Origin of the sequence: Vibrio xiamenensis, assembly GCF_900100015.1 — a bacterium.
In the GTDB taxonomy this organism is placed as follows: domain Bacteria; phylum Pseudomonadota; class Gammaproteobacteria; order Enterobacterales; family Vibrionaceae; genus Vibrio; species Vibrio xiamenensis.
The window spans coordinates 120441-145038 of the sequence record NZ_FNDD01000008.1 but is presented as its reverse complement, the minus strand read 5'-3'; the positions used below and the strand labels follow the sequence as shown (position 1 = coordinate 145038).

Below are 24598 nucleotides of genomic sequence, written 5' to 3'. Positions count from 1 at the left end.
TGTTCTATGACATCGCCTCGCTTTCTGGTCGGCATTGATTTAGGCACCACCAATACCGTGGTTGCCTTTTGTGAAATCAACGACGATCTGCAAAACGCCCCCGTTTCACTATTTGATATCGACCAATTGATTGGTCCGGGTGAAGTGGTGCGTCGCCCACTATTACCTTCATTTCGCTATCATCCAGCGCTCAGTCAAATCTCTGCCTCCGATCTCACCTTGCCGTGGGAACACAGACCAGTCGATGGGGATATCTCCCATGTGATTATCGGCGAATGGGCACGTGAACTCGGCGCCAAAGTTGAAGGTCGCCAAGTGGCGAGTGCTAAGAGCTGGTTGTCGCACCCTAACGCGGATCGCCGCTCTGATATTCTGCCATGGGCAGGCGCGCAAGACGTCGATAAGGTCTCGCCCGTCATCGCCAGTGCCAGTTACTTAAACCATATTCGCCAAGCGTGGAATTATCGTCATCCAAGTAATCCGCTCGAGCAGCAAGATGTGGTGGTCACCGTTCCCGCCTCGTTTGATGAAACCGCGCGTAAATTGACCCTAGAAGCGGCAGAGCTCGCTGGGCTGAAAAATATCGTGCTGCTTGAAGAGCCACAAGCGGTTTGTTACGACTGGTATGCTCGCCACCAAGACAGTGCAGCCGAGCAGCTCAAACAGTTGCCTCTGATGCTGGTGTGTGATGTCGGCGGCGGCACCACTGACCTAAGTTTAATCGAAGCCAAATTTGACCAAGACCAGCTCAGCCTAAATCGAATTGGCGTTGGCGAGCACTTAATGCTTGGTGGTGATAACCTCGATTTGGCTCTGGCTCATCTGGCTGAGCAGCGGTTTAACCAGAGTAAAAAGCTCAATGCCGCTAATTTGAGCAAACTGATTCAGCAAACTCGCAAAGCCAAAGAGAGTTTACTTTCAGAACACGCACCGGAAGATGTCAGAATTACGATGCTTGGTAGCGGCTCGCGCCTGCTCGGCGGCACCAAAAGCATTTCACTGACCAAGCAAGAAGTGCACAACATCGCCCTTGAAGGTTTCTTCCCTCTGTCAGATTTTGACGTACTACCGGATAAACGGCGTAGTGCGGTGGTTGAATTTGGCTTACCTTATGTTGCCGACCCTGCGGTCAGTAAACACGTTGCCGAATTTTTGACCCAGCACCAAGCGGTCGCCAAAGCGGCACTAGGGATGGAAAATGACCAACCAGCGATTCCAATTGGCTTGCTGCTTAACGGCGGGGTATTTAATAGTGACCTTGTCACTAAGCGTATCACCACTTTGCTCGAAAAATGGCGCGGCGATGCGATTACCGTCATGGATAATCCCCATCCCGATTGGTCGGTCGCCCTTGGCGCCGTCGCATTTAATAAAGCGCGCCGCGGCGCACAGCTAAAAATTGGCGGCGGTTCGGCACGCTCTTACTTCTTGCATCTGCAGGAAAAAAATAAACTTGGCCGCGCTCTGTGCTTGCTTGCCAAAGGCACCGAAGAAGGTCAAGAAATTCGCCTCAGTGGGCGACGTTTTTCGCTCACCCTAGGCGAACCAGTCAGATTCAATCTACTAACCTCTACCCACGATACTCTGGCGCAAAACACCGCGATTCAAAACGGTGTGGTGGTGAACGTCGACCCTGACTTATTTACGCCTCTGCCCCCCTATATCTCGACACTTGAAAGCTCAGGACAAACCCTGCAAGCCAACCAAAAAGAGCGTGTCGAAGTGCAGTTAGCGTGTCAGTTGACCGAAGTCGGCACCTTAAAAATGGAGTGCGTCAGCACAGATGATGACCAACGCCGCTGGGCCTTGGAATTTGAGGTACGCCGCCAAGACGATGGCGAGCTGCAACAAGAGATGCTCTCACCACAATTGCTTGACGCCAAAGAGTTGGTTGCTCGCCTTTACAGCGGCAACAAGAAAAGTGCTGAAAGTAAAGAAATCAAAACTCTGAGCAAAGATCTTGAAAAACGCCTTGGTAAACGCAATGACTGGGACTTCACCACCCTACGCCATCTTTTTGATGCGTTTGCTCTTGGTCGTAAGCGCCGCCGCCGCTCAGAGCAACACGAAAAAAACTGGCTGCGATTGGCTGGATTTGCGATGCGTCCGGGATTTGGCGCCCCCACCGATGCGTGGCGTATGGAGCAAGTTTGGGCGCTGTATCAACAAGGCCTGCAATTTCGCAGTCATCAATCTTGGAGTGATTGGTGGGTATTTTGGCGCCGCGTCAGTGGCGGACTCAATCAAGAACAGCAGGAAACCATTCTGGCTGACATCGCCAAATATCTGCATCCGGGCGCGATGAAGAATCCGCAAACGGCTAAAGCCGCTCACGACATGGGTTATGAAGCCATGGTGCGTTTGGCGGCGTCACTGGAACATCTTGATGTCGAAGACAAAGTGCTACTTGGCAGCTGGTTTATCAGTAAAGCGCTCAATCATCCTCAGTTTGTTCAAGCGCATTGGTGGGCAGTTGGCCGTCTGGCTTCACGGACACCTTTTTACGGCAGTCAACATAATGTGATTGCACGTGAACAAGTGGAGCAATGGCTACCCAAATTGCTTGACCAAGATTGGCAAAAAGAACCGATGATCGGATTTGCAGCAGTGATGATGTGCCGAAAAACTGGCGACCGACAATTTGATATTTCCGATGATATGCGAGCACTCGTGCTTGATAAACTCAAACAAAGCCGCGTGCCGGATTCTTGGTTAGCACTGGTTCAAGAAGTGACCGCACTGTCTGACAGTGAATCCAAACGTGTGTTTGGTGACGCATTACCAAATGGATTAACCTTGATTTGATGACCAAGCCCACTTAGTGGGCTTTTTCATATCAGGCGTTTGGTGTATCAATCACTTACTGTTATCTTGAAGCAAACCGTTATCTTGAAGAAAAATCGTAAATTAAGGCGAGACCATGACGATAGAGAAATTCGCAGCAATTTATCAACGTGCCGCTGAGCGCAAAGGCGGTGAAACGCAATTAGAATCGCTGATTAACGCACCGCTAAGTAAGCAAGAGATTGAATCCATCCCCGAAGACCGTTGGCTATCGGCACTGAGCATGAAAGTATTTCAAAGCGGAATTTCTTGGAGTGTGGTGCGCAACAAGTGGCCAAACTTCGAAGAGCTGTTCTTCCAGTTTCGCATCGAACCCTTACTGATGTTGTCTGAAGAGCAGTGGGAGCAAAAAGCCCAAGATCCAAAAATTATTCGCCATCTGACTAAAGTCATGTCCATTCCCGCCAACGCACAGATGATTTATAACTGTCGCCAACAATACGGTTCGTTTTCTAGCATGGTGGCGAATTGGCCACAAGAAGATATAACAGGACTATGGGATTATTTGAAAAAATACGGCAGTCGTTTAGGCGGAAACACCGGCCCTTATACACTTCGCCAAATGGGAGTGGATACCTTCTTGCTGTCGGGCGATGTGGAAGCTTATTTACGTAATATTAAAGTGATTGAGGGTGGCAAAAATACCAAACGTGCGTTAAGTGCGGCGAATAAAGCCTTCATCGACTGGCAACAACAATCTGGGCGCAGTATGAGTGAAATCAGCCAAATCATCGCCTTTAGTACCGGCGATAATCGTGTTTAGCATGCGCAAAAAGCATTGAGTCTAAGAAGACTGAACATCTTGGTGAGGAGTATTTTCAAAATAACTGCTACCAAGGTGTTCTTTGGCGCGATACATCGCTTGGTCTGCCGAGTTAATCAACGCCGCGGGTGATTCGGCATGAAGCGGATAATAACTCACACCAATACTGACGCCGATTTCAAGTGATTGTTCTTTAAACCAGATAGGCTCTACAAGCTTGGCAATGATGTCCTCTACTTTCGCCGGTACCGCCTCAAAGCTTTCCAGTAAATCCAGACACACCACAAATTCATCCCCGCCAAGTCGCGCGACGATATCTGAATTGCGTATACAAAGGTTAAGCCGCTTTGCTATTTCACCCAGAACAAAATCCCCCGCATCATGGCCTTGGCTATCGTTAACCTGTTTGAATTTATCGAGGTCAATAAACAGCAGCGCCAACTTTACGCCCGAGCGATTGGCTTTAATCACCGCGTTATTGAGCGCTTTTTCAAACGCGAATCGATTCATCAAACCTGTCAGCGGATCATGTTCCGACATAAACTGCAGCTTTTGTTTCTGCTGCTCTAGTTGAGCGGTTTTAATCTTCACTTGTTGTTCGAGTTCTTCGCGAGTTACTACAGAGTCACGCAAAGATTGAGTCATTTGGTTAAAGAACTTGGCTAAACTGCGAAATTCTTTATCCATGTGCGACGTTTTTATCTGGCAAGTCATATCACCCGCAGCAAGCTTTTCAATGCCGTTTCGCAGAGCAAGCGATCCCGATTTAAAGCGGCTCATGATTCGCCATGCAATGACGGTAATCGTCAAGGCGATAAAAAGGGTTAAAGCGGCGGTTGAAAGCAAATTTGTTTGCTGAAGCGCGGCACTTTTGCCGAGTAAACTTTGGTGGATATAAAAAATTTCCTCGGTCATATTTTGTACAAGCATGTTGTAGCGTGAATGGAGCAACGTTTGGGTTTTGAGCGATACTGGCGCCCTGTTGGTAATGTTTTTAGTCGACTCCAGCACCGATTTTTCATGTTGTAAAAGACTGGCTAAGCTCTGATTCATGCGGAAGATATTGTTGAGCTGTTTCGCTTCCCCAGTGAAGAGATGGAGTGTTTCGGTAAGATTGCGCTGCGCCCTATCCACCTGCTCAAGTGAATCGAAATCTTCGTATTGTAGAAACACCCATAACTGGCTACGTATTAAATCAATACCTAGCTCAATTTCCATCAAACTGGTTAGCTCTTGATGAACTCGCTCCTGCTCACGAGCGGTATTCCACACCGAGATGACGATCGACGCCACCATCACCATACTCGCAGTGAATAAAATGACGAGCTTATTGCTGATCGAATTCATCATCGAATCTGCACCCGCGTGTTAAGTGCTTGCTCCAGCGGCGTCGGAGAAAAAATCACTCTGTAATCGGGCATTTGCCCTGCCACGAGCCCTTTCTCGCTTGCCCAGCGCGCCTGTAACTGCAAATTGGATAGCAATGCATTACCCAAAGATAAGCGAAATAAGTAATCATTCCACGACCACTTCAATTGACTGGACGGAACATTGAGATATTGGGCAACGAGTGCCTGTGCGTCATCGGGGTTTTGTTTTATCCAAGCGATCGCGTCATTTAACGCCAGCAGAATTTGCTCAGATTCTTGCTCACGTTGATTGGCAATATGAGCTCGTGATATCAGGTTAAACGTGAGTTGATAAATGCCTTGTAGCCCAAGGTTATGAATGTCTGCCGCGGAAGAGATCGTCGTTTTGTAACCGAAAGGCTCCCACACGGAAATTGCGTCCACTTGGTAAGAAAACAGCGCTTCAACCAGCTGTTGAGGTGGCATGTACACCTTAATGTAATCAAGGTGTGCCATGTTGTTTGCGATCAGTAAGGAATCCAGATAGAACTCACTTGCGCTGGCCTCAACCACACCCACCCGCTTGCCTTTTAAATCCTTAAGACCATCAATATTTTGTGTAGATAGCGCCAACAACTTTAGGTCATTATCTGACTCAACAAAGCTGGCAATAAGCCGAATATCGGGATGATGAAAACTTTCAAACATCACTACCGATTCAGAAGCGGTCGCGAAATCGGCTTTGCCATCAAATAGCATTTGAGCGCACGCCACACCACCCATGCAATTGTTTAGTGTGACATCAACGCCACGAAGCGAGAACATGCGCTTTTCCCATGCCACCAAAAATGGCGCGGAAAGCGGTGTTTGAGAAACAGCAATCGTAACCGGATGACCAATAATCGCCGGTGTCGTTCTGATGCTTTTGAAAAGCACAGCCAACGCAAAGACGCATAAAGCAGCAATGAACAAAAGTGTCAGCTTTCTCTTATCGACCATCAACACGACTCACTTATCTAACACCTTAGATTAGGGCTTCTAAGAGTTTAGTTGCATGTAAATGGATTGGCGAAAAAAAGTTTGATTTTTATTGCTTACAAGATAAAGCAGAGGAAAAGGCGTTAAAATTCACAAAATTACATAAAATACGCCATAAAAGGCGTGCTACTAAAGAGTATGTACTAAAAGCTTAATAACATGATTTATATGTAAAATACCGTAAATTTACAAATTGATACGGCATTGTGCAAATACTCTAGTTTGTACGATTCATTTTATTATTTCACTACAACGTTAACTCGCTAGGAAAGGCACGATTTCTTTTGAAACAGTGCCTTTATAATGACAATTTACTCAAAATTTTGATTCACCGAGAGTATTAACATTCTCATCAATACAGTAAGTTAATCGCTCAAGTAGGTAGTTATCGGCCACTGGTACAATTTATAAATCAACCACCAATTTTCCACTCACAACCAGAATCAAACTAACAAGCGCAAGTAGGCCCAACATAAGCGCACCCATGCGTTCTTTACCAACTAAAACTGGCAAATTTTTCTCGCGTTTGGCTTTAAAGAAAAAATACAACCCTGGCAAATACAAAATGGTAGAAAGCAATAGATAGTTAAGCCCTGAAGCGTAGAGTAACCACGCGCCATATAACGTGGCAGCGAACCCCGTAAATCTGAACCAACCACCTTGCTGCTCTTGCAAGGCAATTTTTAGCACATAGGCACCGATTAAAAAATACGGCACCAATATCATTTCAGATGCAATAATCAGTAGCGAATCATAAGTACTGCCAGCAAATACCACGCAGATAAGTGAAATTTGAATCCACACGTTAGTCAAAAGCAACGACTTAACTGGACTTCCCGCTTCATTACTGTTGGCGTAAGAGCTCGGAAACATACCTTCTTGAGCGCATGAGTAAGGCACTTCTGCTGCAAGTACAGTCCAGCTTAAAAATGCGCCGCACACCGAAATCAGCAGACCACCACTGATAATGTAGCGTCCCCATGGACCCAGGATTTCAGCCAGCACCTGGGCCATCGAAGGATTGTGATATTCAGCAAGCTCAACAGGTCTAACAACGCCCATCGCGAGCAAGGTCACCAACACATAGATACATAATGCAGTCAGCAAGCCCAGAATTGTCGCGCGGCCAATATCACGGCGATGCTTGGCTCGGCTTGAAACCACCACCGCACCTTCAATACCGATAAACACCCACACAGTGACGATCATGGTGCTTTTCACCTGTGCCCATAAGCCATGCTCGACGCCAAAGTGCAGACCGCTGAAGTCAAAAGTAAACGTCTGCCATTGAAAGGCAAACAGAGCACAAATGATAAACAAACACAGAGGAACCAGCTTAGCAAACGTGGTGATGAGATTGATCATCGCCGCGGTTTTGACGCCTCTTAGTACCAATGCATGCACCAACCAAAGCAGAATCGACGAACCCGCAACGGATAACCAAGTATTGCCTTCACCAAACATCACGTTGTCAGGGGTGTCAAACAGCATACCTAAGGTGCTAAATACGATGACCAAGTAGGAGACGTTTGCCAACATGGCACTAAGCCAATATCCCCAGGCGGAGCAGTACCCGACAAAATCGCCAAAGCCATCTTTTGCATAGCCAAACACCCCACTGGTGACTTTAGGTCGGTGAGCCGCAAGCGCCTGAAATGACAACGCTAGAAAAACCATCCCTACCCCGGTGATAAGCCAGCCAATCATCACTGCCGCAGGACTTGCCACCGCCGCCATATTCTGCGGCAAACTAAAAACACCTGCGCCAATCATTGACCCGATAACAATGGCTGTCAGAGAGCCTAAGCCGAGTTGTTTATTCATGTTTCGTCACTCATCAAAATTCAAGCCCGCTATTGTAAAGAGAACCAGCGCTCACATCAGCGCTAATATGCGTTATAGCAGTGAGTCGCCGCGGTATTTGAGAATCTGATGACATTGATCAAAAACCATGGTTGATGGCGTATGACCAAAGGTAAGTCAATTATTAATGAGCCAAATTGATGGTAATGGACACATAATTTCAAGCCATCGTCACTCTATCTCGGCCAAACAATCTTACTCTGTTGTGATTATCGCGGCGTTTCGTAATCAAGTTGCAGACAATAAAAAAGCCGCTCTCTAAGGAGCGACTTTACGATAGAGACTCAGTGAAAAGCACTGTTCACTCAGTGCGAAACACCAGTAGGATTGTGACCAAACTCTGCTTGCTGATAGATATCCGCCAAGGTTTTAGCTTTGGACTTCTGCCTTCGCGATGGCGCAGCTTTGGCTTCGGTGTTCAATTTTTGCTGGCTGATCAACGCTTGTTCATGTTCTTTGGCTGAACGCTGGAACTGCGGATCAGACATCGCTTGTTCGCGCAGGCGGTTCACTCTTTCTATTGTGTCGGACAACATAGATCACCTCCATTAACATGTGTTTATATACAGTATAATTTAACTTTTCAGTACTGCAACAAAATACTGTTTATTTAACCAGCAAATTTACCTCACTGTGTGTTTAGGCCCCTTCTATTTAATGAGTTATCGTCGATAAATGAATTATTGTAAGTAAGCGTTGAGCATCCACATCAATTTTTCTTGCTCACGAATATAGTCGCCCATTAACGCATTGGTCCCTTCATCGCCCGCTTCTCCAGCGTGCGCCAGAATTGCGCGCTGTTTCTCGAGTAACACACTGAATCCATCAACAAGACCTTGAACGCACGCTTGTCCATCAGTCACACTGGTGTGCTCTTTGATTGCGCTAGCAGCCAAATAAGTCGTGAAGCTGTGATCAGGCATGAAACCAAGGGTTAAAATACGTTCTGCAATTTCGTCAATTTTAGTTTGTAAGTCGGTATAGATTTCTTCAAATTTAGTATGTAATTCAAAGAATTGTGGACCTTTCACATTCCAGTGATAACCGCGAGTGTTCATATAAAACACTTGATAGTGGGCCAGCAACTTGTTGAGTTCTGTTGCAAGGTGTTGAGATTGTTGTTGGTTAAGACCAATAAAGCTTTTTGCTGTAGACATAATTTCTCTCCTGACGTTTCGTCTATTTAATTAAACGTTTCATCTTGTTACGGAGTTCAGTCTAGGGGTTGGGTTTATAAAATAGAAATTGTTTATATGAATCGCGTTAATAGATATAAACTATCAATTCTCATTGAACTTGTGAAAAATCTTAACTAAAGAACCAAGTACAGAAGCTCAAACTCTAAGGTCAGATTGAGGTTTAAGCTCGACGCTGCTGCGCTGACTACAACATATTGAGTTGATACTCATCATCTTTAGGATCGCACTCTGGATATTGCTCCCGCTCCGCGCTAATTTCGCTTTGGTATTCTCTTAACGCATTAACACATTGCCGATCAAGCTTGCCTAAGTTAACCATTTTCTCCATTTCAAGCATGGCATGGGGAATCGACCAAGCTTGTCGATAAGGCCGATGAGCCGTCAGGGCATCAAACACATTCGCCACAGCAACAATACGTGCGCTGATTGGAATTTGCGCACCAGACAGGCCATTAGGATAGCCGCTACCATCAAGATACTCTTGATGATACGCCATGATATCAGTGAGTAAGACAATGCTTGGATGCTGCGGGTAACCCAGGTTTTCTAAAATTTCGTCGACAATGTCCATGCCGTGTTGAACGTAACCATGTACCTGTTTAAGTTCATCGCCTTCCAACACATCGTGTTTACACACCAGATGTTCGGGCAGACGCACTTTCCCCAAGTCATGAAACTGAGCAAATAGCGACAAATGCTCAACCGTCTCATCATCAAAATCGTGTTCGCCAGCGATATGCGAAGCAATCAAGCGCGTGTAATAACCAATACGTTCTTTATGTGCTGCTGAATCTTTCATGCATAAGTTGGTTTTTTCAATAATGTCTCTCGCCGCATCGATGATGCGATGGACAATTTGATTTTCCGACATGACACAAAATTTGATCATATTCAGATACGGATCAAGGGTTTCGATTACGTATTCAGAAAACACATTAACACTGCGAGAGTTGAGGAAAATAAAACCTCGAAACTCTTCGTTGTCGTAGCAAGGAATGGCGGCGGAGGAACGGTAACCGTGTTCAAGCAGCATATCGATATACGTGGTTGAAGGCAGCTTGGTAAGGTCATCAATAATACGGTTTTGCCGCTGTAGTGCGCTGCGGGTCAAGGCTGGCAATTCTTTCATCGACGCTTCATTGTGTGCCTGACGTAAATTCCAGAACGCACTATCTGCGTATGTTTTGAGCATATTTTTCTGCTCGTCGAACAGAGCAAACGAAACGCGATCTAACTCAGGGAGATGCGCCTGCATTCTGCCTTTAATGCTTTGTAACTGTTCGTTAAGCGACTCAGTAACCTGATAGTATGATATGTCGCCGTGCAAAGATTGAATACTCATGGCGTTGCCTCCAGACAACAAGGCCTGCTGTTCCTCACTAAGTGTAGAAACTTTTCTCCGAATGTGATGGTTAAATTACAGCAAAAACGCGCTAACTTTGATCTCAATGATAATTAGTTCATAGGCATAACCTATTTAAGTAATTTGTTTTTCCGACTTTTATCTACTTTCATCACTGGTTATTCTAGAAACAATTTGAAACATTAGAGGAGTAAATGCGATGAAGGCTCTTGTGGTTGAAGGTGGGGCGATGCGCGGCATATTTGCCAGCGGTGTGTTAGACGGCTTTATGGAATACGATTACCGACCGTTTGATCTCGCGATTGGTGTCTCTGCGGGCTCTTCGAATCTGATTGGTTACCTTGCCGACCAACCCAAAAGAAGCGTTCAAGTCATTACTCAAATTGCCACCGATAAACAGTTTTTTAACCCCGCTCGATTTCTGCGTGGTGGCGATCTTATCGATGTTAAATGGCTGATAGAGGAATCCAATCGACGTTTTCCGGTTGACACCGACACGCTATTTTCTGGTATTCCGATGCTGGCCGCTGCCACTAATATTGCCACTGGCAAAGCCGATTATTATCGGCTCAACCCAGACAATCTCAACAAAGTGGTCGAAGCCTCCTGCGCCCTGCCCATCGCTTATAAATCCACCCCTTGCTTTTCAGGCGGCTGTTACACCGATGGTGGCGTTGCCGATTCAATACCCGTGAAAGAAGCGTATCGCCGCGGTGCACGTGAAATTACCGTGATTCTCTCTCACCCGCTGAGCTATGTGATGCCGAAAACTCGTAGTCCGTGGATCATGAAGAAACTGTTTGCGCGTTATCCTCAAGTCGCCGAGGCCATGGTCAAACGCGCCGAAAACTATAACGCTTCACTCGACTTTATTCGTAATCCGCCTGAGGACACCACGGTGAACGTAATAGCACCGCCAGAAAATTTCGCGGTTAAGCGCTTAACCATGAAACAGCCGCTATTAAAACAAGGCTATGAGATGGGTGTCGAAGCTGGCCGCGAATATGTGACAAACTCTCACTTGCAACCCATTGATCTCACTACCGCACTTGGCGCGAGCGCCGCTTTGGGAGCATAACCAAAACAAGGTGATAGAAACAAAGCAAGGTGACCAGAAACAAAGCGAGTTAGAAACTAGAAACAACAAGGGCAAGTACACAGCGTGTGACTTGACCTTGTTGTAAAGCTTAACGACTGATGTCCAATTGCTGCTCAGTCACGCCATTGACGCGAAACCAACCGGCAATGCTGTATCGTTCACGGTATGAAACCAGCACTTCGTGAGGAAAAGTTTCAGATAGAAACACCACCAAACGTCCACCAATCGGCGCTACTTTTTGCAGTGGCTGATCGTTTTGGTCATACATCATCAGTTCGCCACCATCTTGAGGCACCCAATCTTGGTTGAGATAAAACACCGTCGTTAATCGGCGGTTGGTCGAACCATTAAAGCTATCGAGATGCTTCTTATAAAAATCACCCGCTGAATACTTGGCAAAATGTGCTTCATATTCAAATAGGCCCAAGTAAAGATGGCGATTGACCGTCAAGCGAATCTCTTCCATCAGAGCTAAATAGTGTTCAATACTCGGCCCCATTGCTGGGCTAAGCCATTGAATATCGTCGCTACGAATACTGGTTTGCTGCAGCAAATCTTCGTTGCGACCAATTTTGGCCGCCTGCCAATTACTCGGCATTTCAGCATTGATATTTTGAACCTGCTGCGAGGTGAGAAAATCATCCCAAATGTAATAACCTTGGGTAAATAAAGCGTCGATCAGCGCGTCCATGAGTTCCACTCATTAATAACAGAACGCGTGTTATAGGGGATTAGAAAAGGCGCAACAACTTCAATTACTTATCGATACGATTAAACATTTTGTTTTATATATTACGCCATTCTTAAGTTTAATTTATGTTCTTCACCTAACCAATAAGCATGCTCAGTATGGTCAAGAAAGAAGTTCCCCGTGTCACCATGAACCAGCACCGAGAGATCTTGGCGATGACGTTCAAGCCAAGTGATGATCTCGTCAAACTGGCTACGAGTAAACGCGATTTGAAAGCTCCATTGAGGGTGCGGTCCGACTAATTTGCGATGAAAACGCCCTAGCCGATACTCAGACATTGATTGCAACTTTTGATAGATATGCTGCGCCACCTCGACACTGGATGAATCGTAATAGAGATGAGCATGATAGTGCTGGTAAAGATTTTGGGGGAATCGCATGGAGAACTCGCTTAATCGACTAAACCGTGTTCTAACGCGTACTTAGCAAGCTCTGCGGTACTGTGTAGATCAAGTTTATGTTTGATGTTTTGCCTGTGAGTTTCAACGGTTCGATAACTGATATCAAGTAAAGAAGCGATTTTTTTGCTGCTGTGCCCATAAGCGACCAATTTTAGCACTGCCTGCTCGCGGCGACTGAGTGGGTTGGGTTGAGAAGTTGAAATCGGCAAGGATTGAGTAAACAGTGTTTGCGTTGACGACTCGCAAAAATACGTCGCACCTTGGAAAACGGTTTGAATGGCCTGCACCATATTCTTGGCAGACACGTCTTTAAGCATGTAACCAACTGCCCCCGCTTGCATCACTTTCATCATGTATTCGCGATTATCATGCATGGTCAGCATCACCACTTTTACCTCAGGATGATTCTGTTTGATCAATGCGGTCGCATCAATACCATTCATCACTGGCATACTGACGTCCATTAATACCACATCTGGGGTAACGCGCCCAACGGCATCAATCGCTTCAAAGCCGTTACAAGCGGTGCCGACCACTTGAATATCGGGCTCCAATTCCAAGCGAGCTAGGAAGCCATCTAGCACCACTTGATGATCATCCACCAACAACACTTTCACGGGGTTGTCCATACACCAATCCATCCAAATTTAATAACACAGTAATTTCGGTGCCAAAACCCGGTTCGCTGACCAGCTCAAATTCGCCACCAATAAATTCCACTCGTTCGCGCATATTGCGCAGGCCAATGCCGCTGTTAGTCATCAACTGCTGAGTGTGAAATCCCACGCCATCGTCACGGATCATCAATTGCAGTAAATTACCCATTTGCTGGAGCACCACACTGATTTTGCTCGCATTGGCGTGCTTTTCAATGTTGGTCAGTGACTCTTGAGCGACGCGATACAAGGTGGTTGCAACCTCCGACTTCAATTTGCCCGGCTCAGTATCAAACAGAGCCTCCACTTCCATGCCCGAATGAGAGCGAAAATCCTGCAAAAGCGTATTGAGCGCCGCTTCAATGCCAATGTCATCAAGCGCGCTGGGTCTGAGTTTATGGGAAATATGCCGCACTTCATTGATGGCGGTCGTCAAAGACTGACGCGACTTATTTAGGTGGCCTCGCAGGGTTTCATTATCAAGCTGATGCGCGAGCAATTCCAAATGGCATTGACTTGAAACCAACAGTTGATTGATACCATCGTGCAGCTCTCGCGCCAGGTACTTCTTCTCATCCTCTTGAAACATAACCGTTTTATGAGCTAGTTCCTTTAAGCTGCGATCCGCAATTTTGTGCTCATGCAGATTCACGGCAAGGGTTATCACCACAATGACCGCAACAGTGACCATCACAATCATAATCAACGAAAAAAACGTGGTTTCGATGTTGGCGCTGATGGCCGCCTGCATATGAGCCACTTCTTGGCTCACATCTTCAATATAAAGGCCAGTGCCAATCATCCAGCCCCACTTATCCAACCAAGCCGCGTAGCTAAGCTTAGGAACCACCTCATCGGTAGAAGGCTTTTTCCATAAGTATTGATGAAAGCCGCCACCGGATTTCGCCTCGGCGATTAAAGCTTCAATCACGTAATCGCCGTTTTGATCTTTAAGATGCAACAAATCTTGGCCTATCAGTTCAGGCTGCACCGGATGAACCAAATTGCGCCCTTGGCTGTCGTAGGCAAAAAAATAACCGTCGCTGCCATAACGTAACTTGGTCAATATCGCTTTAACTTGGCTTTTGGCTTGCGCTTCATCAAGCTTGGGATCGTTGTACACATGACCAATGGCATCAAATGCAAGATCAACACTGTCTTTTAATGCCATCTCTTTTGATTCAATCAACGAGTTGCGAAAAGTCTCAACCTCATTCTGCCCGAGAGTCTTAGCTTGATGGATAGCAATCCAACTGATGGCCACCGCAACCAGCAAAAATGGCATCAGACTAAGCAAAATAAGCTTGGTTCTCAAAGACATAAAATTCCTCTACAGCAAAACGGCCCATCCAAAGGATGAGCCGCTCAAGTGTATCAATTTTGTTAATATTTTTGTAACTTGCCGATCACATTCCATACAGCTGCGGGAAAATTAATAGCGAGATAAGCACCAGAATCTGAATCGCGATAAACGGCATCACACCACGATAGATGTCGGTAGTGGTAACCCCTTTGGGCGCCACGCCTTTTAGATAAAACAGGCTGAAACCAAATGGCGGAGTCAGGAACGATGTCTGTAAATTCATCGCCACTAAAATCGCAAACCACGTCATGTTGATGCCGAGCAGCTCTGCCACTGGCGCAAGAATCGGTACGATGATAAAGCAGATTTCGACAAAATCGATGAAAAAGCCAAGGATCAGAATCACCAGCATGGTGATCACCAAAAAGCCCCATTTCTCACCGGGAATTTGTAGCATCCACTCTTCCACCAGCAGGTCGCCACCTGTGTAGGTAAACGCCATCGAAAATGCCGTTGCGCCGAGTAAAATCGCAAACACCATCGCGGTGACTTTCACCGTCTCTTTTGCTGCGTCATACACCATGCGCAAACTAAACTGACCATACATCACCGCAAGCGCAAGCGCTCCGGCACCGCCAAGCGCGGCCGATTCTGTCGGCGTTGCAACGCCTGCGAAAATCGAACCCAACACCACGATAATCAGCGCCAGCGGCGGAATCACGGCTTTAAGCGCTGCGATGACCTCCTGCTGCCGGCTTTGGCTTGCATCACGCTCAATCGGCATCGCTGCCTGAGGATTGAGCTTGGCGTAAATCAGAATGTAAACAATATAAGCACCAACCAGCACGATACCTGGCAAGATAGCCGCTTGGAACAAGTCCCCTACCGGAACCCCAAGTACATCACCAAGTAAAATCAGCACAATCGAGGGCGGAATGATCTGCCCAAGCGTACCCGCGGCGCAAATGGTGCCACAGGCCAAACCCTTGTCGTAACGATATTTCAGCATCACAGGTAATGAGATAAGCCCCATAGCCACCACTGACGCCCCAACCACACCGGTGGACGCCGCAAGCAGCGTTCCAACCAACACAGTTGAAATCGCGATACCGCCTTGCACGCCGCCGAATAAGCGCCCCATTGACTCAAGTAACTGCTCGGCTAAACGAGTTTTTTGCAGCACTAAGCCCATAAATACAAACAGCGGCACGGCCATCAGCACCGTGTTTTCCATGATCGATTGAATACGATATGGCATAAAGGCAAACATCTCTGGCCCTTCTGCCCACACGCCAAAAATGAGCGCGATCCCGCCAAAAGTGAAAGCCACTGGGAAGCCAAGCAATAGCGCAAACAACGCGACAAAAAACATCACTATTCCTATCATTTTTCAGCGCCTTATTATTTGCTATGAGGAGAGTCGGCCATCAAATGCGGATGAACCAGTTTATTGATGGAATGCAGCATCAAACCGATACCGCTAATGGCCATAAAGAGAAACGAAAGTGGAATCATGGCTTTGATGATCCAGCGTGCTGGCAAGCCTCCGGGATCGCCAGAGGTTTCACCCAGTGCGTAGCTTTCTTTGGCAAAGTCGATACCAAACCAAGCCACCAACAAACAAAATGGCATTAGGAACAGCAGACAGCCAAGCAAGTCGATGACGGCTTGCGACTGACGAGATAAACGCTCGTAAAACACATCGACGCGGACATGGCCCCCCGCTTTGATGGCATAAGGCACACCAAGCAGAAACACCGCTGAAAACAGGTGCCATTCCAACTCTTGAAATGCAATCGATACGTCGTTAAACACGTAGCGCATCACGACGTCATAAACCACGTTGCAAACCAATAACACAAACAGCACGCTAGAAAGCCAGCCAAGTGCATCGCCAAAGCGATGAAAAAGACGTTCGATATAAATCAAATTTCGCATTCCGAACTCCTTGGAATTTGAAAAAGGCTCCGCGTAAACGGAGCCATCAAGACAAAGCAGAACCTTACTGCGCTTGGCTGTTTAAGTAAGCGCGATGAGAAATATCCGTCCAAGGGCGAACTTGGTTGAGATAATCCGCTTGTGACTGCTGAATTTCTTTAGCCAGTGGGTCGCTGGCTGCGTGCTCAGCCAGAAGCTTGGCGTTGGCAGCACGCATTGCCTGCATTACCGCTGGAGGGAAGTCTTTCACTTCTACGTCTGGGTATTCCGATTTAATCGATGACCAGTTTTTGCCACTTTCATGGGTCGCTTGAGTGTACATGTCGTAAGCAGCGGTACGCATCGCAACGCGCAGAATTTCACGTAGGTCTTCAGGCAGACGTTCCCAAACACGTTTATTGACGAGGAACTGCAACTCAGAGCCTGGCTCGTGCCAACCGGTGTAGTAGTAAGGCGCAATTTTGTGAAAACCCATTCGCAGGTCAAGAGAAGGTCCAACCCATTCCAGAGCATCAATGGTGCGGCGCTCTAACGCGGTGTAGAGTTCGCCAGGTGCGATGTTGGTTGGCTTAGCGCCAAGCTCAGCCAAGACTTCGCCAGCAAAACCTGGAATGCGCATTTTCAGACCTTGGAAGTCTTCGACGGTGTTGATCTCTTTTTGAAACCACCCACCCATTTGGATGTCCGTGTTGCCGCCAGGGAAAGACAATAGATTGTGCGGTGAGTAGACACGCTCCATCAGCTCCATACCGCCACCGTGGTAGAACCAAGCGTATTGCTCTGCAGGCGTCATACCAAATGGCATTGATGTGAAGTAAAGGGTATTCGGCACCTTACCTTTCCAGTAATAAGAGCCTGAGTGGCCTAAATCGTACTGACCGGATTTGACCATATCAAACACACCCAGCGGCGCTTTATGTTTGTTGGCGGAGTCGATGCGAATTTGCAGACGACCGTTGGACATCTTCTCGGCCATCGCGGCCATATTTTTGGTCGCATCGCCAAATACTGGGAAGTTTGGTCCCCAAGTTTCGGCGAGTTTGAGACGGTAGACTTTTTCTGCCGCAACACTGGTACTGGATATCAGTGCCAGCATGGAAGCAATCGCGGTGCTTTTTAGCACTCTTTTTAAACTCGAGTGGATTAGGCTCATGGTGGTCGTCCTTATTGACTGTTATCTCTTTAGATGATGTGTTCCACCTAAACATGAACGATTTCATTGAGATAACCTATCGTAAAGAACACGCAATACGCTTTTAGAATACCCAGTACATCATGACGCACAACTGCGTATTTCTACGTAGTCTAATCGCCAACTAGTAGTTAACATATTGAATTTATGTTTGAATTTTTTAGATTTGGCTAAGGCGCATGCGGAAACTACGCAGTGGCGGCTTAGAAGCGAAATGTTATTGAATTGTGACAAGTGGCACACAAGCCTTTGTGACAGGCAAAGAAAAAGCCTTAGCGTTTTCGCTAAGGCTTTTTCTCTATGGGTTGAGGAGAGCGATTATTTGGCTTTATAAATAACTTTATTGCCCGCTACTTGCTCTTTCACAACAAGCTCTTCTTCAAGAAGCTTTTTCAATGCGCCGGTCGCCCAAGCTGCCGCTTTGGCATCATCTTGACCCGCTGCTAGACCAATTCCTTTCGGATTAATACCGTCCGCATTTGCTGCGACAATATCCAGTACTTGTTGTTGCTTCGGAGTTAAAGCAACGTCAGTCGCCGCCGCTGGAGTTGCGACCGCTTTTTCAGCAGCTGGTTTCGCTGCGGCTTTTTTTTCAACAACAGGCTTAGGCGCCTTATTGGTTGCTACAAGGTTAGCCACTGTCGCTTTCACTTGTTTTTTCAGCTTCAGCTGCACTTTACGCTTATGAGCAAGTCTCATCGAGTATTTCTCCATTTCACTGCAATTGATACAGTGGTGAAAATTTGAAGCGCGTTTTATACCAAAAAAAAGCGCTCTTTTGTAGGGTAATTGTTCTTCTACCGAGCAAAAATGCGCTCAGTCCCCAGCAAAGCATATAATTTAGTCACAAAAGCTTGTGATCAGACTATTAAAAATTGAGCATATAACTGAGAGCGCGAACACTTATCACCCTTTGTTGACAAAGCAGGTTCATATTCATGCCAACCATTCACTTGATTAATCAACCGATTCAATTAGATAGTCGACTCAAAACCTGGCTGCTGATTATTATTGCGACCGCTTTTCTCACTTTGATAATGACCGCGCCGGGAATAAAGCAAGCGCTGTTGATTGCAGGTGTTATCGCCTGCGGATGTGGGTTCAGTTACTTTTTACTGCTCAAAGGCACAGTTGAGTACACCCTCACGGCAACCCATTTTCAGCAGCATCTGTTTAAAGGTGGCTGGGTGGTGAAGTGGAGCAATATCAGTCACATTGGAATTTGCCAATACAGCTACCAGGGTTGGCAAACGCCGCTGCCTTGGGTGGGTATCAAACTGAAAAATTACTCGCCTTATCTCGACAGCATTTGCCCGCGGATTGCCACCGAGATTCTGCTCGATCAACGTCCGCTGCTGTATTTGGGGTTACGGCAAACAAAACGTAATGCTGAATTTGAGGATATGGTGCTCGACACTAACCAATTTCGCACCGAAGACGGTCGGGTATACAAGGGCTTACAAGCCATGCTTGCCAACCGAATGCGCTATCAAAGAGAAAATTACGATTACGACGTATTTATTTCTGCCAGCGATTTAGAGCGGCCAATTGAAGATTTCGTGGGGCTGGCTCGGCGCTACTTAGCAGCGGCCAAGCCAGAGTAAATCATCGCTAAACGGATAAGCTATTGCGCGCTGTCGCTAGTACAGCGGCATTTCATCGGCAACGAATGGATTCGAGGCGCGTTCGTGACCAAATGTCGACTCCGGCCCATGCCCGGGAACAAAACGCACATCGTTACCCAGCGGCCATAACTTAGTTTTGATCGATTGAATCAAGGTGTTGAAATCGCCTTTCGGGAAATCAGTACGGCCAATACTGCCGTTAAATAGAACATCGCCAACAAACGCCAAGCGCGCTGAATCGCTAAATAAAATCACATGGCCCGGAGTATGGCCTGGGGTGTGAAACACTTGCAGTTTTTGCTGGCCAAACACCACTTCATCGCCATCATTAAGCCATTGATTTGGCTCAAACGCGCTGGTCAATGGAAAACCAAACATTTGACTCTGGCCTTCTAAGCCTTGCAACCAAAAATTGTCGTCTTTATGAGGGCCAACAATAGGCACGTCGCCGAGTGCTTTGGCGAGTGGCTCAGTACCGCCGACATGATCCAAATGACCATGAGTCAGTACCAGCTGTTGGACATCAACGCCAAGCTCTTTAATCAGCTGCGCCAACTGTTTCTCATCACCACCGGGATCAATAACAATGCCTTGCATCGTTTCGTCACACCAGACGATCGAGCAATTTTGTGAAAAAGAGGTCACCGGAACAATTTGGTATTGCAAAGACATATTCAAACCTTCTGAATTTTCAGTATCGTTGAACTATGACATTGTCGCCCAAGTTTGACAACATTAGCTCCAGTAACGCACTGGGCCAGTATCAATATGAACGAAATTACTGCTTGGATAATAACCCACCCCACCAGCACGAATGCTTCGCGCGGCGTTACGCACCTTCTTTAAGCTGACACCTTTAAGACGAAAGTCAATCGCTTGACCTGTCATGTGATAGCTCTTCTTGGCCACGCCCGATGAGCGGTTACGTAGCATTTCATTGGTGGCTGGAGAGCGGTAACCGGAAATGATTTCAACTTCGGCCTGAGTACCCAATACTTCTCGAATACGTGCGATTTGATCAAACAGGCGTTTGTCCATCGCAAACACTTCGTTACGACGGAAATCTCGACATAAGTGATTGAGTTTATTCAGTTCACTATGGTCATAACTGCGACCATCAAAATAGCAAGTTTCTAAGCTTTCACCGGTATGAAGGTTATTTAATACCAAAGTACGAGCTTTTGTTGCTGGAGAGGCTAGAGCAATAGATGGAAAAGCAGAAAGAACTAAACCACCAGTGGATAATTGAAGAAATTTTCTACGAGATAACTGCACAATATCTTACCTTCATAACAAACGTTGTTCCTAAGCGTCAAAAAAGACACTACCTAACTTAGTTATGAAGTACAAATGCATATTTCGTGCTAAAAGTTTAGCTTGAGACCATTTAAAATGCTTACTTGTTGAATAATCTTGAAAATGGTCTCGTTTTGGCGATTTTAAAAAATTTGTAAATTTTTAACTTTTGCCGTATTTCGTGCCGTCGAAGCGGTAAATATCGTCACGATAGTGCACCACACCCGACTCGTACCACGCGGTTTGATAGATAATGTGCACCGGAATATGTTCTTTGAGCGCCACGGCTCGATTGGACAAACCGCTCAAGCGCACCTGATCGCCAGCATCCGTCAGTCCCTGATTTTGCAATAGCACCGAGGCAAACTGATCGGCATGTTCAACGCGAATACAACCAGAGCTAAAAGCACGTTTTTGCTTATCAAACAAATACTTTCCTGGCGTATCATGCAGGTAAATTGCACGGCGATTCGGCGTGTTAAATTTATACAACCCTAACGAGTTGCTGTTGCCTGAGCGCTGACGCAGCTTATAAGGGAACGCTTTAGGATTCATAGCCGCCCAATCGATGGTCTCAGGATCGATGGTTTGCTGTGCACCCCACGACGGAATAATTTCAAGATTGTGGTTTGCCAGATATTTGACGTCGCGTTTTACCTTAGGAAGAATGTCCTCAACCATAATGGTCCAAGGCACGTTCCAAGTAGGATTGAAAATCAGTGAATCAAGCTTAATCGACATCACAGGCGTTTTTCTTGACGCTCGCCCTACCACGACTTTGGACTCAAATTGCTCCTTGCCCAAATACCAATATTTCAAATCATAACTTGGCACGTTAACCACGATCAGTGCGTCGCGCTGGGCTGGCCACATACGAACCCGCTCGGCGTTAATCGCTAACATATCCAAACGTTGCTCTGGCGTCATGTTGATCCAGCGCAGCGTCGCAGGACCAATTGCCCCATCCGGCGTTAAACCGTGAATACGTTGAAACTGCATCACAGCGCCAGTCAAGGAGCTGTCGTACCAATTCAAACCTGGGGTTACGCGGCTCACATCAATATCCAACATTTCAAGTCGCTGAATAAGCGCTGCGCGATCCGTCAGGCGGTCACCCGCACGGCGCGTGCCTTTTTGATGGTAAAGCGGAATGTTGCTGTTGAGGTATTTGGTTAAATGCAGGTAGGTATTGACCAGTTGATCGTATTCTGGGGAATCCGGCGTGTACATCTCAATCAACGCGGAAAGATGCTGCTGATCGATGGCAGTGAACACAAACTCGATGGTTTTCGCGGTCGGCAGCGGCAGTTTTTCGGTTAGACGCTTATCAAAATACCAATCCTGCCCCATTTTAGGGGCATTTTCGGCGTAACTTAAGTAAGACAGCAACGTATCGGTTGCAAGCAGATCGTACTCATACCAACGGTTGTTCTCACGATAATATCGTAAGTAAGTCAACTGACGAGCAAACAGCGGGCTAAACCCAGCACGGTCAAGAATCTCGAGCTGAAATTCCAACTTACTGCTCTGCTGCAGATCGAACCAAATCAGCTGCTCACCATTACGTTGATAAATATTTTCCAGCAGGTAGGGGTATTGAATTAACTCATTAAGTTTAGAGTCAGGCGTCATCCACCCTAACTGCTCAAAATACGGCGTTGCCCACGTCTTGACTGGCAAGAACAAGACCAACAACAACAAACACCTAACGCAACGCATTACTTACTCCAATATTCCGAACTGCATAAAGTATGGCAAACATTTGAACATTGAGTAAGACTTGTTTTTAAGAACATTCAACTAATTGCAGACCAATGATTATCCCACTGAACATTTGAATTAACCGCGCGTTTTTCGAAAGGATGAGCTTGCAAAATCACACTCCCCGCCCCCGAACTCACCCTAAATTGCTTATCTTTGACCACCACTCCCGAAGCATCTGGCAAAGGTAACAATTCGACTAATTCACCACTTTGCTTCGACCAAATCCCATAGCAATTACCACGAGGAGACGTCGCTAAAATCCATTCGTCGGTTGCCGCAATACTGGCGATATAGTGATTGAACCGCGCCCACTGCTCTGGCTGCGCTTTAAGCGAGACCATCTCTTGACCGCGCTGATGCATGGCAAGCAAAGCTGGATAGGCATCGGGTTCACCGCGATATTGCTGTCCGCACAAAACCGTTTGATCACCGTCATGTGCGAGATGACGAATGCTAAGATGATGATCTGCCAAGCGAACTTGGTCAAGTAACTCACCTTGTGGGCTAAGATAAGTTAGACTTGGCTCCATGGTTGGCAAATTTAATGGCGTACGTCCATCGGTATGAACTCCACCAACACCGACCACTAAGGTGCCATCTGTCATGCGTATGATTTCATGGGGGCCAATCCCAAATCCACTCAATTCCGCAGCTTTCTGATAGCCGTTTGCAACATCATATACCCCGATAATGCCGCGACTGGTGGCCCGCTCACCTTCCGTTGCATATAACCAAGCACCATCCTGTGAATAAATGCCGTGGCCATAAAAGTGACGATTTGGCGCAGCGGTAATTAACTTCAGCATTTCGCCGCTGTGAAAATCAAACACCATCAAAAATTCGCCGGGACGACGCGCAAATGCCACGGCATGGCCGAGCTTAGATTCTACTGCCACCCCATGACCACGAGCAGGTAATGGCAGTTGTCTAAGCAGGCTTCCCCATTGATTCGCCACCACCACTCGGTAATCATCGCGGCCAGAAATGGCGCAACCGACCAAAGCAGGCTCGTCTGGCGAACGCGTGGTAGCGCAGCCGAAAGGCAACCAAGGTGTTGCCGCGCCAAATAACGCCGCTTTTAAAAGCGTGCGTCTTGTATTATCAGTCACCATCAGTTGAATTGAATCCTATAACCACTTTAAGCTCGACCGCCACCTCTTCGTGGATCAGATATTTAAGCTCTTCCAGTTTGTTGTATTGAGAAAGCACGCTTTGGTAGCCTTTGCGGGTTGAGAGCATGTCGAACAAGCTATCCTCCATTGGCCAAGTGGCGATGGCATCGTCGAAATCACCCAGTACACGGTCGGCCAGATCAGCATGACCGCGCTCGCGCAGCAGGTGATCTAAGCCTTTACCATTTGCAAGGTAGACCGCTTTCATAGCAATCAAATTGGCTTTGAGATTCTGCATTGACGTTTTTGAGCGCCACGATTCAGAAAAGTAAGGCCTTGGATGCCCTATGTTACCCATCGGACGGCTCAGTTTGCTCATGCTAAATTCGAGCTGATTAGACAGCAGCGCAATGTATTCGCTATACCAAGCCGTTTTATCAAGCTCAGCCCACGGATTACTCAACCACGCATTGGCAATAATCTGCGCTTTATTATGCAGATTACTGGCGATCGCCACGCCAAGCTGACACGAGTTCGAATTTGAATCCATATTCGAGGCGGTGTCATAAAGTAGCCACTCTAAAGCGCCAAGACCTTGCACCGTCACACTTTGGGTGCTCAATTGCTCAGCCGTGACCACTTCACCTTTCGCCAGCAGCTGGGCCATTTTTCGACCTGTGGTGTTTTTCTTATCTGGCCAAAACTGCACATTCCAGTTTTGCTCCAAAGCATCAAGTGGCCCGCGCTCTTGTCCTTGCAGTGCCATCCAACTCTGCATCGTTTGTTGCCAAGCACTTTTAAGCTCAGCAGCATCACCAGGGTTGGCGCAATAGTCAGTAAACGCTTGGCTAAGTTGTGTCGTTTGAGCAGCAAAATGCTGCGCGGCATCAAACTCAACTTGGTAAACGCTTTGGCTTAGATGAGAAGTTTGCTCAGCCTTGGCCGTATTCGCATTCTGAGTCGATTGACAACCAGACAAAACGCCGAGCGCCAACAAAGACAGCGATAACTTAATTCCTGACGTGATGGTTCCTGACATGGT

Annotated in this window: 24 protein-coding genes; 5 read left to right on the top strand and 19 right to left on the bottom strand. The window is 46.8% G+C overall.

Annotated features, from left to right (window positions below):
* Positions 1-6 precede the first annotated feature (6 nt).
* Together BLS03_RS08830 and BLS03_RS08825 are read left to right on the top strand one after the other, a co-directional pair.
* Positions 7-2805 (top strand): Hsp70 family protein, encoded by a 2799-nt coding sequence (locus tag BLS03_RS08830; protein WP_093272408.1) that lies wholly within the window; start codon positions 7-9, stop codon positions 2803-2805.
* Between the two features lie 115 nt (positions 2806-2920).
* Positions 2921-3607 carry a DNA-3-methyladenine glycosylase I gene (locus BLS03_RS08825; RefSeq protein ID WP_093272406.1) on the top strand — a complete coding sequence of 229 codons (687 nt, stop codon included), beginning with the start codon at positions 2921-2923 and terminating at the stop codon, positions 3605-3607.
* Positions 3608-3628: 21 nt separating this feature from the next.
* Here BLS03_RS08825 and BLS03_RS08820 read toward each other — a convergent pair whose 3' ends face one another.
* The 3 genes from BLS03_RS08820 to BLS03_RS08810 form a co-directional block, all read right to left on the bottom strand.
* Positions 3629-4957 carry a GGDEF domain-containing protein gene (locus BLS03_RS08820; protein ID WP_093272404.1) on the bottom strand — a complete coding sequence of 443 codons (1329 nt, stop codon included), beginning with the start codon at positions 4955-4957 and terminating at the stop codon, positions 3629-3631.
* Positions 4954-5955, bottom strand: a complete 1002-nt coding sequence (locus BLS03_RS08815) for an ABC transporter substrate-binding protein (RefSeq protein WP_093272401.1) — start codon at positions 5953-5955, stop codon at positions 4954-4956. The genes BLS03_RS08820 and BLS03_RS08815 overlap by 4 nt, the downstream gene beginning before the upstream one ends.
* A 444-nt stretch (positions 5956-6399) precedes the next feature.
* Positions 6400-7818 carry a basic amino acid/polyamine antiporter gene (locus BLS03_RS08810; RefSeq protein ID WP_093272398.1) on the bottom strand — a complete coding sequence of 473 codons (1419 nt, stop codon included), beginning with the start codon at positions 7816-7818 and terminating at the stop codon, positions 6400-6402.
* 166 nt (positions 7819-7984) lie between these two features.
* On the opposite strand from BLS03_RS08810, the gene BLS03_RS26015 reads away from it, so the two are divergent.
* A complete protein-coding gene (locus BLS03_RS26015; protein WP_281241228.1) occupies positions 7985-8119 on the top strand; it encodes a hypothetical protein in 135 nt (44 codons plus the stop codon).
* A 43-nt stretch (positions 8120-8162) separates the two neighbouring features.
* On the opposite strand, the gene BLS03_RS08805 is transcribed toward BLS03_RS26015, so the two are convergent.
* The 3 genes from BLS03_RS08805 to BLS03_RS08795 form a co-directional block, all read right to left on the bottom strand.
* Positions 8163-8393 carry a hypothetical protein gene (locus tag BLS03_RS08805; protein WP_093272395.1) on the bottom strand — a complete coding sequence of 77 codons (231 nt, stop codon included), beginning with the start codon at positions 8391-8393 and terminating at the stop codon, positions 8163-8165.
* A 144-nt stretch (positions 8394-8537) separates the two neighbouring features.
* Positions 8538-9014: a Dps family protein gene (locus BLS03_RS08800; protein ID WP_093272392.1), complete on the bottom strand. Its 477-nt coding sequence runs from the start codon at positions 9012-9014 to the stop codon at positions 8538-8540.
* A gap of 226 nt (positions 9015-9240) precedes the next feature.
* Positions 9241-10398, bottom strand: coding sequence for an HD-GYP domain-containing protein (locus BLS03_RS08795; RefSeq protein WP_093272389.1), 1158 nt, complete (start codon positions 10396-10398; stop codon positions 9241-9243).
* Positions 10399-10618: 220 nt separating this feature from the next.
* Between BLS03_RS08795 and BLS03_RS08790 the strand changes: the two genes are divergently transcribed.
* Positions 10619-11497, top strand: coding sequence for a patatin-like phospholipase family protein (locus BLS03_RS08790; RefSeq protein WP_093272387.1), 879 nt, complete (start codon positions 10619-10621; stop codon positions 11495-11497).
* Between the two features lie 109 nt (positions 11498-11606).
* Here BLS03_RS08790 and BLS03_RS08785 read toward each other — a convergent pair whose 3' ends face one another.
* The 8 genes from BLS03_RS08785 to BLS03_RS08750 all read right to left on the bottom strand — a co-directional run bounded on the left by BLS03_RS08785 (position 11607) and on the right by BLS03_RS08750 (position 18458).
* Positions 11607-12209, bottom strand: coding sequence for a 2OG-Fe(II) oxygenase (locus tag BLS03_RS08785; RefSeq protein WP_093272382.1), 603 nt, complete (start codon positions 12207-12209; stop codon positions 11607-11609).
* 101 nt (positions 12210-12310) lie between these two features.
* Positions 12311-12649, bottom strand: coding sequence for a DOPA 4,5-dioxygenase family protein (locus BLS03_RS08780; RefSeq protein WP_093272379.1), 339 nt, complete (start codon positions 12647-12649; stop codon positions 12311-12313).
* 11 nt (positions 12650-12660) lie between these two features.
* Entirely contained in the window at positions 12661-13299 is a 639-nt protein-coding gene (locus BLS03_RS08775) for a response regulator (RefSeq protein ID WP_093272377.1), read from the bottom strand.
* The gene (locus BLS03_RS08770) at positions 13265-14647 is read right to left on the bottom strand and encodes a cache domain-containing protein (protein ID WP_093272374.1); all 1383 of its coding nucleotides are present in this window, start codon (positions 14645-14647) and stop codon (positions 13265-13267) included. The genes BLS03_RS08775 and BLS03_RS08770 overlap by 35 nt, the downstream gene beginning before the upstream one ends.
* 85 nt (positions 14648-14732) lie before the next feature.
* Positions 14733-16016 carry a TRAP transporter large permease gene (locus BLS03_RS08765; RefSeq protein ID WP_093272371.1) on the bottom strand — a complete coding sequence of 428 codons (1284 nt, stop codon included), beginning with the start codon at positions 16014-16016 and terminating at the stop codon, positions 14733-14735.
* A 14-nt stretch (positions 16017-16030) separates the two neighbouring features.
* Positions 16031-16567, bottom strand: a complete 537-nt coding sequence (locus tag BLS03_RS08760) for a TRAP transporter small permease subunit (protein ID WP_093272369.1) — start codon at positions 16565-16567, stop codon at positions 16031-16033.
* 64 nt (positions 16568-16631) lie between these two features.
* Positions 16632-17720 (bottom strand): TRAP transporter substrate-binding protein, encoded by a 1089-nt coding sequence (locus BLS03_RS08755; RefSeq protein ID WP_093272366.1) that lies wholly within the window; start codon positions 17718-17720, stop codon positions 16632-16634.
* Between the two features lie 357 nt (positions 17721-18077).
* Positions 18078-18458: a MarR family transcriptional regulator gene (locus BLS03_RS08750; protein WP_093272363.1), complete on the bottom strand. Its 381-nt coding sequence runs from the start codon at positions 18456-18458 to the stop codon at positions 18078-18080.
* Positions 18459-18697: 239 nt separating this feature from the next.
* Between BLS03_RS08750 and BLS03_RS08745 the strand changes: the two genes are divergently transcribed.
* Complete coding sequence (locus tag BLS03_RS08745; RefSeq protein WP_093272361.1) at positions 18698-19363, top strand: DUF2982 domain-containing protein; 666 nt, start codon at positions 18698-18700, stop codon at positions 19361-19363.
* Positions 19364-19399: 36 nt separating this feature from the next.
* On the opposite strand, the gene BLS03_RS08740 is transcribed toward BLS03_RS08745, so the two are convergent.
* From BLS03_RS08740 to BLS03_RS08720, 5 genes are all read right to left on the bottom strand, one after another.
* The gene (locus BLS03_RS08740) at positions 19400-20056 is read right to left on the bottom strand and encodes an MBL fold metallo-hydrolase (protein WP_093272358.1); all 657 of its coding nucleotides are present in this window, start codon (positions 20054-20056) and stop codon (positions 19400-19402) included.
* Positions 20057-20119: 63 nt separating this feature from the next.
* The gene (gene mepK, locus BLS03_RS08735; protein ID WP_093272355.1) at positions 20120-20659 is read right to left on the bottom strand and encodes a peptidoglycan L,D-endopeptidase MepK; all 540 of its coding nucleotides are present in this window, start codon (positions 20657-20659) and stop codon (positions 20120-20122) included.
* A 183-nt stretch (positions 20660-20842) separates the two neighbouring features.
* The gene (locus BLS03_RS08730; protein WP_093272352.1) at positions 20843-22399 is read right to left on the bottom strand and encodes a L,D-transpeptidase family protein; all 1557 of its coding nucleotides are present in this window, start codon (positions 22397-22399) and stop codon (positions 20843-20845) included.
* 77 nt (positions 22400-22476) lie between these two features.
* Positions 22477-23565: a DUF1513 domain-containing protein gene (locus BLS03_RS08725; protein WP_093272349.1), complete on the bottom strand. Its 1089-nt coding sequence runs from the start codon at positions 23563-23565 to the stop codon at positions 22477-22479.
* On the bottom strand, positions 23546-24595 hold the full coding sequence (locus tag BLS03_RS08720; RefSeq protein ID WP_093272346.1) for an imelysin family protein: 1050 nt from the start codon (positions 24593-24595) through the stop codon (positions 23546-23548). The genes BLS03_RS08725 and BLS03_RS08720 overlap by 20 nt, the downstream gene beginning before the upstream one ends.
* Between the last annotated feature and the right edge of the window lie 3 nt (positions 24596-24598).